We start from the raw sequence: 16,853 nt of genomic DNA on the forward strand, positions 1-16,853 counted from the left end.
CACACAACCGTCAAAGTTAAAAGAAATATTCTTTGTGTTCGTACTTTTTGCAAAAAATGATTTGCAGGATGAAACCTGAAAGGACCAAGGGGAGTCCGAATAATGCCGGATATGAGTAACCGTGGTACAATACAATACCTCCGATATAGGCTCCCAGTGCATTTCCCAGGTTAAAGGCTATCTGTACTCCGCCGGCACCGAGCATTTCCCCTCCCTGGGAATAACGGATGATGGATACTTGCTGGGGGCTGGAGATAGCAAACAGACAGGCTGTACACAGGCACATCAGCAGAACCGACAACCAGGAAATATGAGCGAAGAAGAAAATGGCCGGTAGGGCGAAGCAGGTGATTCCTTGCGCCCAGGCTGCTACTTTTCCCGGTGTGTAACGGTCGGAGAGCCGGCCTCCTGCCAGGTTGCCGACCACCATACCCAAGCCTGCCAATACCATAAATCCTGTGATGCTTTCCGGTTGAAATCCGGAAACGTGAGTCAACAGGGGATTGATATAGCTGTACCAACAAAAGATACCGCCGTTTCCGAGCATAGTAGCTGCAAGGATTAGCCAGGGAGCCGGTGATTTTAAAAAACGGAATTGTCCCCGGAGACCTGTGTCTGGCAGGCTTGCTACCGGAGGAACCCAATACCGGATAGCGGAGAAAGTGACGATGCCCCATAAACAGACCAGGAAAAAAGTGGCTCTCCAGGAGAGTGTTGTACTTAGTGCCGTGCCTAAAGGGACGCCGAAGAGGTTAGCGATGGTCATGCCGGCTACCATGATGGCAACTGCTTCCGACCCTTTGCCTTTGTCGGCCAGTTTTCCGGCAGTGATGGAAGCTACTCCGAAATAGGCTCCGTGGGGTAAGCCTGAAAGAAACCGTCCTGCCAGCATAAGCAGATAATTCGGCGCAAGGGCTGTGCATAAATTACCGGCCATAATGAGGCTAACCAAGAGAAGCAATATTTTTTTCAGGGAGTATTTCCGGACAGATATCAGGGCAGGTGCACCTACGCATACACCTAAGGCATAGGCAGAAATGAAATGACCTGCCCGGGGCAGGCTGATTTTCAATTCGGAAGCGACGTCCGGTAAAATCCCCATCATTACGAACTCGGCAATCCCAAGTCCGAGGGTGCCGAAAGCCAAAGCAATGAGACTCTTTTTCATTGTTTTTTAATAATATGACTTAATTATTAAGTGCGAATATACGAAAAAGCCGGAAATTGCAGGCTGATACATGGTGCCGGAAATAAAACCAAGTTGAAAAGAATGCGTAAAAAAAGCAGAACCAAAAATTGACAGTTATGTATCTTACTGCTTATGATGACCAGTTTTTATTGGCTGCCCTTGTTATCATTTCAATGGCGTTGATTTTTTATTCGGTGGGTGTATGGAGTGAACGTATCCAGGGACGCTTGAAAGGCTGGCATGTGGTTGCTTTCGGATTGGGGGTGACTTGCAATTTTGTGGGAACAGCTTTTATGGCAGAATCAGAGCGATTGACCGGCCATGACAACCATTTGCGTGCCGTTATTGGGAGTATTGCCATTTTTGTCATGGCTGCTCATGCGGTGTGGGCTTTCCGGGTTTTTCGTAAAGGAACGACACAGGCGAAGCATCGTTTCAGTCGTTTGGGGGTTGTGGTTTGGTGTATTTGGTTAATCCTTTACTTTGTGGGGATGTATTTAGGGATGTCGGCATCATTTTGACGGTAGTGCCTATTGTTTTTTGATTTACGATTTCGTCGGGAAATCGTAAATCAAAAAAAGGTATCAGGTCATTTTGCTGCCACGACTTCGATTTCAACGAGGGCACCCAAAGGTAAATCTTTTACTGCAAAGGCAGCCCGGGCAGGACATTCCTCCGTGAAGTATCTGGCATATACTTCGTTCATCGGGGCAAAGTTGGCAATATCACTCAACAGGCAGGTCGTTTTTACTACATTGGCGTAGCTGCAACCGGCAGCTTCCAGAATATAACCAATGTTTTTCAGTGATTGTTCGGTTTGTTCCCGTATGCCTCCTTCTACGAATTTACCGGTATTAACGTCTACGGGCAACTGGCCACTAATGTAAATCATGCCGTTCACTTCGATAGCCTGACTGTACGGACCGATTGCTTTCGGGGCTTTCGGAGAGTTGATTACTTTCTTCATTTCTTTCTGTTTTTAATCGTTATTTTAGATTTGATGCAGGCAAAATTATAAAATAAAGGTGTGGTCTGTCGGGAAAAATTAATTTTAACAATAAAAAAAGGAATCAGATTAATTTTTGTATTTTTGATGAACAAATGTTCAAGGATGAAAACAAAGGATTTTATATTACAGAAAACTTTTGGATTGTTGTTGAAAAGAGGGTATAACGGGATTTCAGTCTCGGATATTCAGGAGGCGACAGGTATGGCAAGGGGGTTGTTATATCATTATTTCAGGGGCCAGGATGAATTGGTGCATGTTGCAGTTGAGACTTTTTTTGAAAGTTGGTATGTGTGGGATAAGGCGGAAACGAAGGAGCAAACTGTTTCGGGTCTGATTGTTTTTATGGCGGAACGGTATAACCGGGTGGTCCGGGAGATGAGTGATTACGGATGGAATGTGGATTTTACGGCTACACAGGTTTTATTTGGAGAAGCGGCCCGCCAGGATGCGGTTTTTGCTGAATCTTATCTGGAGGTTGCTATGCGGCGGCTGGCCATGTGGAAAACGGCTTTGCTGAACAGTTTTGGCTGTGAAGAGCTTCGTTCGGGCTTGAACCTTGAATCTGTAGCCAAACACTTTATGTATATACAAGAAGGTATTTTAACGAATAATTTGCCTCGTATGCCGCTTAACGAACTTCCTTATACTTTGCAGAAAGGTTTGGAGGATTTTTGGGAAGTCATACGGCGCTGACTGAGATTTATGAGAAGATATTTTTTTATATGGTTGATGGGCTTCTGGGGGATGATGGGCAGCTTTTCTTTTCCGGCCCGGCAATCTTTTCCTTTGTTTACGTCTTTCACCTGGGAGCAGGCCAGCCAGCTGGCCGGACGGGAGAATAAACTGGTTTTGGTAATGGCCGGAGAGATAGGGGAAGATGTGGAAAAGCAAATCCTGGAACAACCGGAGCTGGTCCGTGAACTGAACCGGCATACGGTAGCCATAAAAATGGATATGGAGTCTGTCCGGGGGAAGGCTTTTCAACATCGTTTGCTGATGTATCCCTGGCCGGCTGTTGTTTTTTTTATGCCTTATGCCGATTTGTTGGTTTCGGTTCCGGCGGAAGAAATCCGGAAGGACCCCCGGGGGCTGCAGGATGCTTTGCGGACGGCACTTGAACGGGCTGAAGTAAAGAGAAAGAACAGCCGGACTATTTTTTTCAGGGACGGAACTTTGAAAGAAGGGCTTGCAGAAGCTGAACAACAGGGCAGATTAGTATTTCTGGAAATATACCGCGATTCGTGTCAGGCTTGTCTTTTGATGGAGAAAAATGTGTTTAATCTGGATGCTGTGGCCGATTTTTATAATCATCATTTTATCAGTTTAAAAGAATCGGCGACCCATGCTATTGGTGGGTCGGAGCAACCGGCCTGGAAGGATTTTCCTGTTTATCTTTTTTTGAATGCTGCCGGTAAGGTATTGTTCCGGGCTGAGGGTTTGGCGGAGGCGGAACAATTTATGCAGTATGGAAAGAGTGCTGTGAAAAAAGCCGAAGGAATTGTTTTTGAGAAGATTTCTTTGGATGAGGGATTGGCGGAAGCCCGACGCAGGGGGAAGTTTTTGTTTGCAGATTATTATGTTGCCGGAACAGCTCACAGGAGGTTAGCGGATTCGGTTTTTACCGCTCCGGAGGTGACTGATTTTTTTACGACTCATTTTGTAAGTGTGGCTATCGGAGCGTCCCGGCCGGTTTTGGTGTTTCTGGATGCTTCCGGCCGTGAGTTGCACAGGGTGACCGGTATTGCGGATGCAGCTTCTTTGTTGCGTGAGGGACAACGTGTTTTACGGGGGGAGGGATTTGTTGGTATGGAGGAAGAATACCGGGCGGGGCGTTGTGACAGTGCTTTTCTGACGGATTACATAGAAGTTGCTTACCGGGCAGGGTATCCGGAGGAAGCTTCCGGGGGAGCCTTGAAGTATCTTTCTGCTTTTTCTCCGGATAAACTGGAAGAGGCAGAGTGCTGGAAATGGTTCAAACAATATGTACTTACACCTGATTCGGTTTGTTTTGAATATGTGCTGGCGCATAAAGAGCGGTTTTACCGCTTGTTCGGTGAAGAGGAAGTAAAAACAAAAATGGCAGAGTTGTGGTTGGCCGGAGCAGAGTGTTTTGTTGTCGGTGGTTTGTTTGATGAGCAGGGATTTAAGGTGTATACCAAACGGTTGAAAAAGGAAAAAGTGGAAGAGTGGCAGCGTATAGTGAGGGATGCCCGTATGCATGCAGCTGAAAAAACGGGGGATTGGAAAACTTTTGTTATACTGGCAGAAGAGAAATGGAATGAGGAACAGGTGCCGGATGCAGAATTGTATCAATGGGGATTGAAAATAGAACGGGAATGCAGGGATGAAGCTATCCGTTACAGAACGGCCCGATGGTTTGCCCTGGCTGCCATGGAAATAGATAAAAAAGAACGGACCAGCGGAAAGGTGAAGCTGAATTCTTATAAAGGTTTTTTCGAGAAGTTAGCAAATGACTTGCTGGAGGATTAGGGTCTATTTGCTGAATGCTTTTAGTTTTTCTTCGAGTTGGAACATCTCGTCCCGCAGGCGTGCCGCTTCCAGGAAATCCAGTTCTTTGGCTGCTTTCTGCATAGCTGTTTTGGTTTTCTGGAGCATTTTTTCAATTTCAGGTTTGCTGAGGTAGGCAATCACGGGGTCTGCGACCATGTGGAGATGTTCGTCTTCTACATAGGCTTTTGCTGTATCCTGTGTCAGGGCAGACTGGGTGGATTTGCGGATTTGCTGCGGAATAATGTGATGTTCTTCGTTGTATTTCAGTTGTTTTTCCCTTCGGTAGTTGGTCTCATCTATGGTTTCCTGCATGGAGCGGGTAATTTGGTCGGCATACATGATGACTTTGCCGTCTACGTTCCGGGCGGCACGGCCTGCCGTTTGGGTCAGGGAGCGGGTGGAGCGCAGGAATCCTTCCTTGTCTGCATCCAGTATGGCAACTAAGGAGACTTCGGGTAAATCCAGTCCCTCCCGCAGCAGGTTTACTCCTACAAGGACGTCAATAAGGCCTTTACGCAGATTTTCCAGTGTTTTTACCCTTTCGATGGTGTCTACATCGGAATGGATGTACTGGCATTTGATGCCGATCCGGTCAAGGTATTTACTTAATTCTTCCGCCATCTTTTTGGTGAGGGTGGTGACTAAAGTCCGCTCCTGTAATTGAATCCTTTTCTGGATTTCATTCACTAAATGGTCAATCTGATGGAGGCTTGGCACGATTTCAATTTCAGGGTCGGGAATGCCTGTCGGGCGGATGATTTGTTCCACGATAACCCCTTCGCTTTTTTCCAGTTCATAGTTTGCAGGGGTGGCGCTGATGTAGATGGTTTGCCCTGTTTTAGCTTCGAATTCGTTGAAAGTCAGGGGACGGTTGTCGAAAGCGGCAGGCAGACGGAAACCATATTCTACCAGGGTGGATTTCCGGGCATGGTCGCCTCCGTACATGGCACGGATTTGGGGAAGGGTGACATGCGATTCGTCAATGACCATGAGAAAATCGTCCGGAAAATAATCCAACAGGCAAAAGGGGCGTACTCCTGCTTTGCGTCCGTCGAAGTAACGGGAATAATTTTCGATACCGGGGCAGTATCCCAATTCGCGGATCATTTCCATGTCATATTTTACTCTTTCTTCCAGACGTTTGGCTTCCAGGAATTTGCCGGTTTCTTTCAGGAAAGCGAGTTGGTCCTGAAGGTCTCCCGCAATGTCAACTAAAGCCTGGGAGATGGTTGCTTTGTCGGTGACGAAGAGGTTGGCAGGATAGATATCCAGTTCATCCTGGGTTCCCAATTGTTCTCCCGTGACGGGGTTGAAGGAGGAGATACGGTCAATGACATCGTCCCAGAATTCGATGCGATAGGCGACACCGTCATAAGTCTCGATAGCCGGGAAAATATCCACTGTTTCTCCTTTTGCCCGGAAGCATCCTCTTTTGAATTCGATTTCATTGTTTGCATACAGGGCATCCACCAGGCGGCGGAGCAATACGTTGCGGCTGATGGTCATTCCTTGCCTGAGGTGGGTCACGTTCGACCCGAAAGCCCGCGGATCTGCCATACCGTACAGGCAAGATACGGAAGAAACAACAATGACGTCCCTGCGGCCGGACAACAAAGAGGCTGTAGTCCTTAAACGCAGTTTATCAATTTCGTCATTGATGGCCAAATCTTTTTCGATGTAAGTATCTGTAGTCGGAAGGTAGGCTTCCGGTTGATAATAATCGTAGTAGGATACAAAATATTCTACGGCATTTTCAGGAAAGAAAGCTTTGAATTCACCATATAGCTGGGCTGCCAGTGTTTTATTGTGGCTCAGGACCAGGACCGGACGGTCGAAGTTGTTAATGACGTTGGCTACGGTAAAGGTTTTCCCGGAACCTGTCACGCCCAGCAGTACCTGTGCCGGCCGGCCGGCCGAGATACCTTTGCTCAGTTGTGTTATCGCTTCGGGCTGGTCACCTGTTGGTTTGAATTCGGATGTCAGTTTAAACTTCATTTTGATGAAAACCCTTTGATGTTGTTACGATATGGGGGCGACAGAGTTTAAAAAGACGGCATTATTTCAGTTTGCTCATAAATTTTTCGGGGCAAATGATGAAACGGTCATGGGTGGCCTGTCCGATTTTTCCTTTTTCGTCCCAGGCTTCTGCATTAAAACGGATTCGTCTTCCGTCAATGTCTGTAATTGTTACCTTACATCCGACTTTTTGACCGATAGCAGTGGCTTTGATGTGTTGAACATTTATTTCAATCCCGACGGTATCGGTGTTTGTTTCCAGTAGTCCTTCCAGACATTTAACGGCTGTGTTTTCAATCAGAGCGACGAGGGCTGGTGTGGCAAATACTTCCAGGTTCCCGGAACCATAAGAGAGGGCTGTATCTTCAGCAGTAACCGTTATTTCTTGTGTATAGTTTTTTCCCGTTTCCAGCATAGTTTCAGAGATGTATTCTTTTGTTTAGAATTCCGATGTAAAATGGAAAATCAGTTTTTTATAGTTTTCTTGCGCCATTTGCAGCATATAGGAAGAATCTGCCAGAAAAACATCTCTTCCTTCCTTGTCTTTGGCCATGTATTGTGCTTTGTGCTTTTTGAAGTCCTCCAGTTCGGTTTGGTCCAGGGCTTCTATCCAGCAGGCTTTGTAAAGATTTATGGGTTCCCAGCGGCAGGCGGCCCCGTATTCATGTAACAGGCGGTATTCTATCACTTCGAATTGCAGTGCCCCGACTGTTCCGATGATTTTACGATTGTTAAACTGGTTAACAAAGAGTTGCGCTACGCCTTCGTCCATCAATTGGTCGATTCCTTTGGCCAGTTGTTTGGCTTTCATGGGATCTGCGTTTTCGATGTATTTGAATAACTCGGGGGAGAAACTGGGAATCCCTTTGAAATGAAGTTTTTCACCTTCTGTCAGGGTATCTCCGATTTTAAAGGTTCCCGTGTCGTGCAGGCCAATAATGTCTCCCGGATAAGCTTCGTCAATGACTGATTTTTTAGAAGCCATGAAAGCTGTAGGAGTGGAGAATTTTAGCATTTTCCCGTTTCTGACGTGCAGATAGTTCGTGTTTCGTTTGAAGATGCCGGAGCAAATCTTAATGAAGGCAATGCGGTCCCGGTGATTAGGGTCCATATTGGCATGGATTTTAAATACAAAGCCGGTGAATTTCTCTTCTTCAGGGGAAATACTCCTTTCTTCTGTTTCCCGGGGAAGCGGGGATGGTGCTATTTCTATAAAGCAATCCAACAGTTCCCGGATACCGAAATTGTTCAGGGCTGAGCCGAAGAACACAGGAGCAACCTGGGCTTCCAGGTATTCTTCCCGGTTCAGGCCCGGATAAACTTCCCGGATTAATTCAAGGTCTTCCCTTAGTTTATTGGCTGCCCGTTCCCCGATATGCTGGTCCAGTTCCCGGGAATCTGTATCGGTAATTTCGATACCGTCGGGGATGTTCTGGATATTGGGTGTGTAGAGGCAAAGATTTTGACGATGAATATTATATATTCCTTTGAAAGTATCTCCGCTGCCGATTGGCCAGCTCAGGGGATTCACCTTGATTTGCAATTCTTTTTCGACATCATCCAGTACGTCAAATGGATCGTGTGCCGGACGGTCCAGTTTGTTGATAAATACGATTACCGGTGTTTTGCGCATCCGGCATACCTGCATGAGTTTGCGGGTTTGGGATTCCACTCCTTTAGCTGCATCAATGACAATAATTACGCTGTCGCAGGCGGTCAGTGTCCGGAAGGTATCTTCTGCAAAATCCTGGTGGCCGGGAGTGTCCAGGATGTTGATTTTAGTTCCTTTGTATTCAAAGCCCATGACGGAAGTTGCAACAGATATTCCGCGCTGACGTTCGATTTCCATAAAGTCGGAAGTAGCCGTTTTCTTTATTTTGTTGGATTTTACAGCTCCGGCGACATGGATGGCTCCTCCGAAAAGTAACAATTTTTCTGTCAATGTTGTCTTTCCGGCATCAGGGTGACTGATGATTCCGAAAGTCCTGCGCCGTAAAATTTCTTCTTTATATCCCATAGTGATTTTTTTGGAGATGCAAAGGTAGGTAATTATTTATTTTTTTTGCCACTTTATTGCAGGTTTCTTTTCCTTTGCCGCCTGCGGTTTCGGGACTGTCTGGCGCGGTTGTTTGCTGTAAAACGGAGTATAATCACCGGGTAAATTTATCAGGATGGTTTCTTTAATTTTGGGAAAGTCGTGCTTGTAATAACAAAAAATACCTTACCTTCGTTAAATTAAAATTGGCTCTGTTTTTTAAAAGATTGTAATATGCAAATTGTTTACACGTCGACGAATTATAAAAGTGTTGTTTACCGGGCAGTGCTTTCCATTATCCTGGGGGTTGTCCTGGTTAGTTGGCCGGGGGCGGCCCTGAAGTATATTATTATGCTGATCGGTTTGATATTTTTGCTGACCGGTTTGATTTCCTATGTGACGACTAACCGGGAGCGGGAGGTGCGTTCGCGGTATTTTGCCCCTTTTAGCGGAATAGGAAGTCTTATTTTAGGCTTGTTATTGCTTTGCCTGCCTTCTTCTTTCCTTTCGATTTTTATGTTCGTGTTCGGTTTCATCCTGGTTGTAGCGGCTATCGGCCAGTTTGTGACGTTGGCAGCAGCCCGGCAGTTCGGACCTGTTTCTTTTGTCAGTTATCTGTTCCCTGTGCTTATTTTTGTAGCCGGAATCGTTATTTTATTTGATCCGTTCCGGTCGGCGGAGGGTGTGGTTATTCTTTTTGGAGTCACTTCGATTTTTTACGGAGTTACTGATTTTATAAATCAATATGCGATCCGGAAGTTGAGGAAAAAGAACGAAGACAAAGAGAAAATCGTAGATGTTGCTTCTCGTCCGGATATTGAAGATGCCGAATATGAGGAAGTGAAGTAGTATCCGTTGACGGACGGCCTTCAATTTTAGTGACAGGGAATATCGGCTTATTGTGATATTGCGATGTTTTACTGACATCAGTTTACTGTTTGGAAAGTCAACTTATTTAGGATAATACAACCTGCCGGACGTATGGTTGCGCCGGGGATTGGCCCCTATAGGTCCGGTACTCCTCCGGTATTGGTGCGGTACTCCTGCGGTATACCTTCGGTACTCCTCCGGTCGCCACCGCAGGAGTACCGTACCAATACCGCACCGTATCCGCAGCGATGTAAGACAAACCCCGAAGAGGACGTCCTGTATTATCCTGGAAAAACTCCTTAATAATATAATTGCGATTGATTAATTTCTTGATTAACCTTCTTTTCTATAAGAAGCAAATATTGCCAAAAGTTAAATTAGGAACTTAACATTTACATCAAATTTAAAAATGTAATATATCAAAATTATCGTCGAATATGTGACTAAAACGCAGAATTTTTCCGTAGGAAATGTCTATATAAGAATATTCTTTGTCAGGCATATGAAGATTTTCACTGCGAATTACTTATACTTCAAGAAAATGTAGTATCTTTGTAATAATAGCAGGTATAATGTTATGACATACAACACCCGTGACATAATCGAATACATCATCGCTTTGGTAAATGAGTTTGCCAAGAAATTTGGTCTGTCTGACAAGCAGGCTTACCGTTATATCCGCATCCACAAAGGTGTTGCCTTCATAGAGCAGAATTATGGAATAATTCATACGCTTGACTTTAATGAGGTGGTAGAAAGTATAGCACTTTATTGTCGAAGAGCAGGGGGTAAATTATGATACTTTATCACGGCTCAAATATGATTGTTGAGCATATAGACCTCGACAAATCAAAACCTAACAAGGATTTTGGAAAAGGATTCTATTTGTCCGAGAGTGAGAGGCAAGCAACGGAAATGGCAACATTCAAATCATTGCTATTGGGAGGAAAGCCGGTTGTAACCAAGTTTGAGTTTGATGATGCAGTAATGCACGACTCTGTACTGCGTATCAAAGTATTTGATAATTATTCAGAGGAGTGGGCTGATTTCGTGTTTGCCAATCGTGAGGGAAACGATGCAGGACAGTACGATATTGTCTATGGTCCGATTGCCAATGATAAAATAGGTCTGCAAATTCGCAAACTCAAAGACGGCAGCATTGACAAAGCTGAGTTTCTGAACAGGCTGAAATATATGAAAGGAATTACCTTTCAGTATTTCTTTGGAACAGAAACTGCTGTTAAATATCTTACAAAGCTATGACGGACAGCGATTTTAATTATATGAAGGAGGCCATTGCGACCGATTTGGCTGAATTGCTGGCAAAGGATTTTGGTATGGGCATCGCTGAATCTCTCGACACATTGTATAATTCTGAAACCTATGCCAAGTTAAGCGACCCGAATACAGGACTGTATTTCCAAAGCGCACAATATGTCTATTCGTTCCTCAAAAACGAGTTAAACACGGGAACAATCGCATAGAAATCACGACACTGCTAAAATATGAGGATCTGATTAGGAAGTTCCTCTACCATTCTTGTATGCCACAAAAATATTAGAACTTTGTGGTAAAATATAAAGTAATCCGCAAAATTGCCAAGGAAGAAGATAGAGTGTTCAAAATTCTCCTTCAATGTTAAATGTGGGACTGTTTTATATTATCCCTCTGATTGTTTAACATATATTAATACCGAATTATTTTAAAAGTTCCGGTATTTAGGTTTTTGGGTTGATAAGAAGAAGGATTTTTGTAAGAAAAAGATAGATCGTGTACTGTATCAGCTTCAAAAAGTAAAACATACAGATATGAAACAGAGATGTGTATAGCAGAGCAGGTAGAGAAGAGGGACAAATTTCAGTAATACGGCGAATTACAAGTAAAGTGGACCCTGAAAGTTGGACAATTTATAAAAGACGGTTGGTTTAGAAAGAAGCAATTAAAAAATAAAAGGCATAGAGCAGTACGGCTGATATAACACCTTTTGCAGCGTTATTTTTGTTATAATGCAGGAAGAAGTAGAAAAGGGCCAGGTCTGCGAAAAATACTCCTACAGCAATGATTTTAAACTGTATACGCAGGGAGATGGTCTGCTGTATGAAATCGTTCAGACTTAAATAATTGAAGCGGAAGTACCAGAATAAAAGGACTACCAACAGGGGAGTCACTAAACCCGGGAGTATTCCCCAGATGAAACGATCTTTCATTGCAGATGAGTTAGATAAAACAGACCGGGATAAAGCAGCGGGGCACGTGAAAATCCGGTTTGCCGGTGTCGATGGGTTGCCAGGAGAGATAGTGGGGTTTGGACAGGTTGTCACCGCACTTATACAGATTCATGGTTGCAGAAAGTCCTTTCCAGTTTTTCAATTGATGGCGGAAGAGGGCGGTAGCGGGGATAGCTACTGTCAGCTCCCAGGGAGTATTTAATTGGGTTTCTTCGAAATTATCCCTGCCTAAAGTAGAGTAACGCCGGATGGTTTCCATGGTTTCCTGCGGAGCATGTACGGCGTGGGGGCGTTCTTTGCGAAAACCCAGCAGGGCTTTGCCGATGCAGGAAAATTCGAAATTATAGTATCCGCTGTCATCCAGGGCGAGGAAAAATTCGACGCAGGAGTCGGTCCATACTTCTCCGTTGTCAGTGGTGATTTTGGCCAGTGTGCATTCTTCCCGGACGCTGAAACGTATAAATAATTCCTGTCCGTTGTGGGCCATTCTGAATCCTGCCTGCGGCTGATACGGAAAGTCTTCGGACCAATTGTTGAAGGCTATGGGATTGGGTTTTATCTGTTCCAACAGTCGGGAAGCCGTTTGTAAATCGTTCGGATTTAACCGGGAAATTTCGGGAATCTGATACATGATAAGTGGTAAAAATAGAGGTTGCCCTTCAAAATCCGGTTTATTGCCGGTATTTGAGAACAACCTCTGTATTGGGGAAGAAATTATTTCGTTCTGATTTTATAACCTGCTATTCCATAGTAAAGGATAAAGAGGAAGCAGGGTAAGCACAGCCAATAAGCGTGCTGCGGGGTAGCCACGTCTTTCAGCCAACCGTAAAGGGTAGGGATAACAGCACCGCCGAACATGGCCATAATCAGGAGGGATGAACCGGCTTTGGTGAACTTGCCGAGGTCTGCCATAGCCAGCGGCCATAGTGCCGGCCACATCAAAGAACATCCCAATGCCATAAAGGAGATGAAGTAGATGGAAATGGCTTCCGGTGTCAGTACGACTAATAGCGAACCGATGATTGCCAGAATGGAACAGATTTTCAGGGCTGCAGCCTGGCTGATGTATTTGGGAATAAAGATAATCCCGCAGATATAACCAATAACGATACCTATCGGGGCAATCCACGCGTAGTTGGCTGCATTCGGTAGTTGAAGGGCATTGGCGTAGTCAACCAGTGTTCCTAAGGAAACGGTTTCCACCCCTACATAGAGGAACAATGCCAGGCAACCTAACAGGAGGTGCGGGAATTGGAATACTGAGGTTTTTCCTGCAGCATACGGACAGGCTGCGGAAGTGTCTGTACTTTCATCTTCTCCGGCAGCTTTCACTTCGGGCAGCGGAGCAAAGAATGCCATTATACCCAGAATGATGAAGGCGATGATAATGATGATGAAAGGCAGGCCAAGGTCCTGGATGCCGATTAAGTGAACGTCTTTTTCCAGCAGCCAAACGATAAAGATGGAAGGAATGGGCCAAGCCAGTTTGTTGCAGATACCCATGATACTAATGCGTTTTGCAGCACTTTCAATAGGTCCTAAAATGGTGATGTAGGGATTGACCGATGCCTGCAGGAATGCGTTTGCAGCACCGCTGATAAAAGAAGCCAGCAGGAAAAGAGGAAAACTTTTTCCGTCAGCCGACAGGATGAATAAATAAAATGCCACTGCGAAGATGAAGAATGACAGGGACATGGTTCTCTTGTAACCGATTGCTTTGATGGTCAGCCCTGCGGGGTAACCGAAGATTAAAAAGGGAATAAAGGTGGCTGCGATAATCAGGTAGGAAGCAGCGTTGGAAATTCCCAATGAGCCTTGTAATACCGGAACGAGCAGGGAGTTGATTCCCAGGGCAAATCCGATGGCAAAAAACATCATTCCGACAAAAGCTAACGGAATAGCAAAATTTGTTTTGTTCTGTGACATAATATTAAGTTTAGTATTGATTTTATGCGTTTCCGGGGTGTAAATATAGTAAAAAAATGTTATGATGTAAGAGGATGGATTGTTATTTCTGTTGCCGGTAGTGAATACGGGGGGAGAGCGGGAAAGGAAACAGCCCTTTGACTGGTCTGTTCCGGAGCAATCAAAGGGCTGTATCTGTTCAGGTGTCTGTTGTATGCCTGTTTTTATGCTTTGGGTTTGAAAGTGATGTCTCTGACATCAGCTTCCTTGAACAGGGTTTTGGCAAATTTCTGAATGTCTTTGGCTGTGATTTTATTTAATATCTGCTCGTAATTTCGAGGGTCTGCAGAGTTGATGCCACTGATGTAATAGCTGTACAGGGCATTCAGCCAGAAACTGTTATGGTGTTTGGATTGTTCCCTGTTTTTGAGCAGATTGGAAATCACTTTGTTCATTTCCTCGGTAGAGGGAGCTTCCTCTGTAAGCCGTTCTGTTTCCTTGTATATCAAGGATTTCAGATATTCCGCTTTTTCCGGGTCGCACTCAAAGCTCATGGTCATGCTGTAGCAGGAATAGGGTTCCCTGGAAGAAGAAGCCTGTACGTCTACGCCGTAGGTGCCTCCTTCTTTTTCCCGGATGTTTTCGGTGTACCTTAGTTCCAGGATGCCCTCTACTATTTTGTTGCAGACGTTGTTGTGGACACTGTGTTTCAGTTCTTTTTCAAATTGAGTAATGACGGTGGCTTTGGGTGTTTCCAGTTGCAGTTCAATTTCTTTTACCGTTTTTCCTTTTGGGCCCCGGACATGATTGTCTTTCCAGTTTTCCTTCCGGTTCTCTGACCGGAGGGAGCCTATGTATTTTTCTACCAGGGGTTTTACTGTAGTTTCGTCGATGTTACCCACAATGAAGAAGGTAAAATCACTTGCATCCTTAATCCGGTCGCGATATACCTGTTCTATTTTTTCCAGGCTGAGGCGGTTCAGGTAGTCTTCGTTGAAGAGGATGACCCGCGGATTGTAGTTGCTCATGATGAGTTGTAATGAATCCTGCATGATTTTCTGAGGATTTTTTAACATATTGGGAAGCATGGCCCGGTTACGGTTGAGGATGGATTCGAATACGGTGGAATCGAAACGGGGTTTTTCAAAACGCAGGTAAGTCAGTTGCAGTAAAGTTTCAAAATCTTTCGGGGTAGAGCTGCCATTTACGCTTTCATAAAGACCGTTGATGGCTACACCGCTGGAAACCATTTTGCCGGTTAATAATTTTTTCAGGGCAATGACATCGAAATCACCGATGCCGAATGCTCCGACAAAGGAAGATGTATTTTCTGCCGAAGGAAGCATATCGGTGTCATACAAAGAAGTACCGCCTTTGCTATAAGAAGTTAAGGTAACATTGTCTTTTTCATAGTCTGCTTTCCGGAAGATGACTTTTGCTCCGTTAGCCAGCGTCCATTCTACTGCGTCGAATTCCGGAAGCTGTTTTGTGGCAGTGATTTTAGCACCGGGCAATTCTTCTGATATGAGATCCGTTGCGTTTATTTTGTCTTCAAAAGGTTCGATGTCTGCTTTGTCCACTTTTTCGCGGATAGCATTTACTTCTGCTTCCGTGAGGTGGCGGGTGTTCTCTGACGGTCCGGTAATTATTGTGGTCCAGTTGCCCGGTTGGTTCCATTCCCGGGCTTTGGCAGAGACTTCCTGTACGGTAATGGTAGGAATAACGGATTTTGCGAGATGATAGTAATCATCCATGCTAACCATCGGTTCGTTTTCCAGGAAATGGGATTTCATCTCTTCGATGTAGTTTTCATTATTTGTTTTGTCTTTTTGCTTATAAGCAGATTCGAGTCTTGCCAATGCATTGGTTTTCACTCTTTCCAGTTCGTTTTCCGTAAATCCGAATCTTTTTGCCCTTTCGTTTTCAGTAAGAATGGTTTCGAGGGCTATGTCTTCCTGGTTGGGTTTTGCCGTTGTAGAAATGTCATAGGCGTTATATCCTCTGACGAAGCCGCTGAAACCGATTTGCCCGCCCAGGAACGGCGGATTGGCCTGTTGCATGATTTCGCTGATCCGGGCGTTTAGCATCTGGTTGTAGAAAGATTGAATCAGGTTGTTTCTGATGTAGGCATGTGTATTTTTTTCTTCAGGCGAAGCATCTTTGAAAAGCCGGATGAGACTGATGGAAGATTTGGTTGCTTCTTTGTCTGTACCTAAAACGTAATAAGTTTGTTCGTGTTCCGGAATATCAAAGAAAGGGCGTGGAGTAGGATTTTCTACTGCAGGGATTTTGGAAAAAAGTTCTTTTACTTTCTGTTCCATGCGGGCTACGTTGAAATCGCCGACGATGGCAATGGCCTCGAGGTCGGTGCGGTACCATTGACGGTAAAAGTCTTTGATAGTCTGGTATTTGAAGTTTTGGATCACATCCAGGGAGCCGATGACATCCCGTACAGCGTATTTTGAATCTTTGAATAAGACCGGAAAGGTTTGTTGCTGAATGCGAGTTCCGGAAGTGCGCCGGCTTCTCCATTCTTCGGAGATGACTCCCCGTTCAGCGTCAATTTCTTCATCTTCCAGCGATACATAATATGACCAGTCGTGTAAAATCAAAAGACAGGTGTCGAGTAAAGACTCGTTGGTGGTGGGTACGGAACTGATGTTGTAAACTGTTTCGTTGTGGGTGGTATATGCATTGATATTGCGTCCGAACGCGATACCGTATTTTTCAAGTGTGGAAATAATGCCTTTGCCGGGAAAGTTTTTGGTCCCGTTGAAAGACATGTGTTCCAGGAAATGGGCTAATCCGTTCTGGTCGTCATTTTCCAACAAGGCCCCGGCATTCCGGATAATATAAAAACTGGCCCTTTCTTTGGGTTCTTCATTGTGGCGGAGATAGTAAGTGATTCCGTTGGGAAGTTTACCGACTACGGTCTGGGAATCCTGAGGCAGCGGAGCCTGCAGGTCTGTTTGTGCGGTGGCGCTTTGCCATATCACTGAACAGAGAACAACTAATAAGCTGAATACTTTTTTCATATTGGATTGTTTTATGTCATTTGTAACAAAAGTACCTTTATTTACGATTGAATAA

At 44.9% G+C, this 16,853-nt stretch carries 16 protein-coding genes; 7 read left to right on the forward strand and 9 right to left on the reverse strand.

Features of this window, described 5'->3' with window-relative positions; genetic code table 11:
- Positions 1 to 16: 16 nt before the first annotated feature.
- Complete coding sequence (gene araJ / locus D1136_RS08930; protein WP_161877294.1) at positions 17 to 1,168, reverse strand: MFS transporter AraJ; 1,152 nt, start codon at positions 1,166 to 1,168, stop codon at positions 17 to 19.
- Positions 1,169 to 1,305: 137 nt separating this feature from the next.
- Between araJ and D1136_RS08935 the strand changes: the two genes are divergently transcribed.
- On the forward strand, positions 1,306 to 1,710 hold the full coding sequence (locus tag D1136_RS08935; protein ID WP_161877295.1) for an HsmA family protein: 405 nt from the start codon (positions 1,306 to 1,308) through the stop codon (positions 1,708 to 1,710).
- Positions 1,711 to 1,778: 68 nt separating this feature from the next.
- Here the strand turns inward: D1136_RS08935 and D1136_RS08940 are convergent, their stop codons facing one another.
- Complete coding sequence (locus D1136_RS08940; protein ID WP_161877296.1) at positions 1,779 to 2,156, reverse strand: RidA family protein; 378 nt, start codon at positions 2,154 to 2,156, stop codon at positions 1,779 to 1,781.
- 144 nt (positions 2,157 to 2,300) lie between these two features.
- Here D1136_RS08940 and D1136_RS08945 point away from each other — a divergent pair, with 144 nt between their 5' ends.
- Together D1136_RS08945 and D1136_RS08950 are read left to right on the forward strand one after the other, a co-directional pair.
- Entirely contained in the window at positions 2,301 to 2,891 is a 591-nt protein-coding gene (locus D1136_RS08945; protein ID WP_161877297.1) for a TetR/AcrR family transcriptional regulator, read from the forward strand.
- Between the two features lie 9 nt (positions 2,892 to 2,900).
- A complete protein-coding gene (locus tag D1136_RS08950; RefSeq protein WP_161877298.1) occupies positions 2,901 to 4,688 on the forward strand; it encodes a DUF255 domain-containing protein in 1,788 nt (595 codons plus the stop codon).
- Positions 4,689 to 4,691: 3 nt separating this feature from the next.
- On the opposite strand, the gene uvrB is transcribed toward D1136_RS08950, so the two are convergent.
- The 3 genes from uvrB to D1136_RS08965 form a co-directional block, all read right to left on the reverse strand.
- Positions 4,692 to 6,704 carry an excinuclease ABC subunit UvrB gene (gene uvrB / locus D1136_RS08955; protein WP_161877299.1) on the reverse strand — a complete coding sequence of 671 codons (2,013 nt, stop codon included), beginning with the start codon at positions 6,702 to 6,704 and terminating at the stop codon, positions 4,692 to 4,694.
- A 61-nt stretch (positions 6,705 to 6,765) separates the two neighbouring features.
- On the reverse strand, positions 6,766 to 7,140 hold the full coding sequence (locus D1136_RS08960; RefSeq protein WP_161877300.1) for a thioesterase family protein: 375 nt from the start codon (positions 7,138 to 7,140) through the stop codon (positions 6,766 to 6,768).
- Between the two features lie 24 nt (positions 7,141 to 7,164).
- Positions 7,165 to 8,742 carry a peptide chain release factor 3 gene (locus D1136_RS08965; RefSeq protein ID WP_161877301.1) on the reverse strand — a complete coding sequence of 526 codons (1,578 nt, stop codon included), beginning with the start codon at positions 8,740 to 8,742 and terminating at the stop codon, positions 7,165 to 7,167.
- Positions 8,743 to 8,994: 252 nt separating this feature from the next.
- Between D1136_RS08965 and D1136_RS08970 the strand changes: the two genes are divergently transcribed.
- The 4 genes from D1136_RS08970 to D1136_RS08985 all read left to right on the forward strand — a co-directional run bounded on the left by D1136_RS08970 (position 8,995) and on the right by D1136_RS08985 (position 11,114).
- Positions 8,995 to 9,609 (forward strand): HdeD family acid-resistance protein, encoded by a 615-nt coding sequence (locus D1136_RS08970; protein ID WP_161877302.1) that lies wholly within the window; start codon positions 8,995 to 8,997, stop codon positions 9,607 to 9,609.
- A 598-nt stretch (positions 9,610 to 10,207) separates the two neighbouring features.
- Entirely contained in the window at positions 10,208 to 10,429 is a 222-nt protein-coding gene (locus D1136_RS11050) for a DUF3791 domain-containing protein (protein ID WP_161877303.1), read from the forward strand.
- A complete protein-coding gene (locus tag D1136_RS08980) occupies positions 10,426 to 10,893 on the forward strand; it encodes a DUF3990 domain-containing protein (RefSeq protein WP_161877304.1) in 468 nt (155 codons plus the stop codon). Before D1136_RS11050 ends, D1136_RS08980 begins: the two co-directional genes overlap by 4 nt.
- A complete protein-coding gene (locus tag D1136_RS08985) occupies positions 10,890 to 11,114 on the forward strand; it encodes a hypothetical protein (RefSeq protein WP_161877305.1) in 225 nt (74 codons plus the stop codon). The genes D1136_RS08980 and D1136_RS08985 overlap by 4 nt, the downstream gene beginning before the upstream one ends.
- A 441-nt stretch (positions 11,115 to 11,555) precedes the next feature.
- Here the strand turns inward: D1136_RS08985 and D1136_RS08990 are convergent, their stop codons facing one another.
- The 4 genes from D1136_RS08990 to D1136_RS09005 form a co-directional block, all read right to left on the reverse strand.
- On the reverse strand, positions 11,556 to 11,837 hold the full coding sequence (locus D1136_RS08990; protein WP_161877306.1) for a hypothetical protein: 282 nt from the start codon (positions 11,835 to 11,837) through the stop codon (positions 11,556 to 11,558).
- A gap of 10 nt (positions 11,838 to 11,847) precedes the next feature.
- Positions 11,848 to 12,489 carry a carbohydrate-binding family 9-like protein gene (locus D1136_RS08995; protein ID WP_161877307.1) on the reverse strand — a complete coding sequence of 214 codons (642 nt, stop codon included), beginning with the start codon at positions 12,487 to 12,489 and terminating at the stop codon, positions 11,848 to 11,850.
- 83 nt (positions 12,490 to 12,572) lie between these two features.
- Positions 12,573 to 13,784, reverse strand: a complete 1,212-nt coding sequence (locus D1136_RS09000; RefSeq protein WP_161877308.1) for an MFS transporter — start codon at positions 13,782 to 13,784, stop codon at positions 12,573 to 12,575.
- 203 nt (positions 13,785 to 13,987) lie between these two features.
- Complete coding sequence (locus D1136_RS09005; RefSeq protein WP_161877309.1) at positions 13,988 to 16,798, reverse strand: pitrilysin family protein; 2,811 nt, start codon at positions 16,796 to 16,798, stop codon at positions 13,988 to 13,990.
- Between the last annotated feature and the right edge of the window lie 55 nt (positions 16,799 to 16,853).

The sequence above is a fragment of the Odoribacter sp. Z80 genome (assembly GCF_009935865.1).
GTDB lineage: Bacteria > Bacteroidota > Bacteroidia > Bacteroidales > Marinifilaceae > Odoribacter.

What these genes read in the sequence shown, in the direction of transcription:
- araJ (WP_161877294.1), bottom strand. Translation starts at nt 1,168, where the DNA reads ATGAAAAAGAGTCTCATTGCTTTGGCTTTCGGCACCCTCGGACTTGGG.
- D1136_RS08935 (WP_161877295.1), top strand. Translation starts at nt 1,306, where the DNA reads ATGTATCTTACTGCTTATGATGACCAGTTTTTATTGGCTGCCCTTGTT.
- D1136_RS08940 (WP_161877296.1), bottom strand. Translation starts at nt 2,156, where the DNA reads ATGAAGAAAGTAATCAACTCTCCGAAAGCCCCGAAAGCAATCGGTCCG.
- D1136_RS08945 (WP_161877297.1), top strand. Translation starts at nt 2,301, where the DNA reads ATGAAAACAAAGGATTTTATATTACAGAAAACTTTTGGATTGTTGTTG.
- D1136_RS08950 (WP_161877298.1), top strand. Translation starts at nt 2,901, where the DNA reads ATGAGAAGATATTTTTTTATATGGTTGATGGGCTTCTGGGGGATGATG.
- uvrB (WP_161877299.1), bottom strand. Translation starts at nt 6,704, where the DNA reads ATGAAGTTTAAACTGACATCCGAATTCAAACCAACAGGTGACCAGCCC.
- D1136_RS08960 (WP_161877300.1), bottom strand. Translation starts at nt 7,140, where the DNA reads ATGCTGGAAACGGGAAAAAACTATACACAAGAAATAACGGTTACTGCT.
- D1136_RS08965 (WP_161877301.1), bottom strand. Translation starts at nt 8,742, where the DNA reads ATGGGATATAAAGAAGAAATTTTACGGCGCAGGACTTTCGGAATCATC.
- D1136_RS08970 (WP_161877302.1), top strand. Translation starts at nt 8,995, where the DNA reads ATGCAAATTGTTTACACGTCGACGAATTATAAAAGTGTTGTTTACCGG.
- D1136_RS11050 (WP_161877303.1), top strand. Translation starts at nt 10,208, where the DNA reads ATGACATACAACACCCGTGACATAATCGAATACATCATCGCTTTGGTA.
- D1136_RS08980 (WP_161877304.1), top strand. Translation starts at nt 10,426, where the DNA reads ATGATACTTTATCACGGCTCAAATATGATTGTTGAGCATATAGACCTC.
- D1136_RS08985 (WP_161877305.1), top strand. Translation starts at nt 10,890, where the DNA reads ATGACGGACAGCGATTTTAATTATATGAAGGAGGCCATTGCGACCGAT.
- D1136_RS08990 (WP_161877306.1), bottom strand. Translation starts at nt 11,837, where the DNA reads ATGAAAGATCGTTTCATCTGGGGAATACTCCCGGGTTTAGTGACTCCC.
- D1136_RS08995 (WP_161877307.1), bottom strand. Translation starts at nt 12,489, where the DNA reads ATGTATCAGATTCCCGAAATTTCCCGGTTAAATCCGAACGATTTACAA.
- D1136_RS09000 (WP_161877308.1), bottom strand. Translation starts at nt 13,784, where the DNA reads ATGTCACAGAACAAAACAAATTTTGCTATTCCGTTAGCTTTTGTCGGA.
- D1136_RS09005 (WP_161877309.1), bottom strand. Translation starts at nt 16,798, where the DNA reads ATGAAAAAAGTATTCAGCTTATTAGTTGTTCTCTGTTCAGTGATATGG.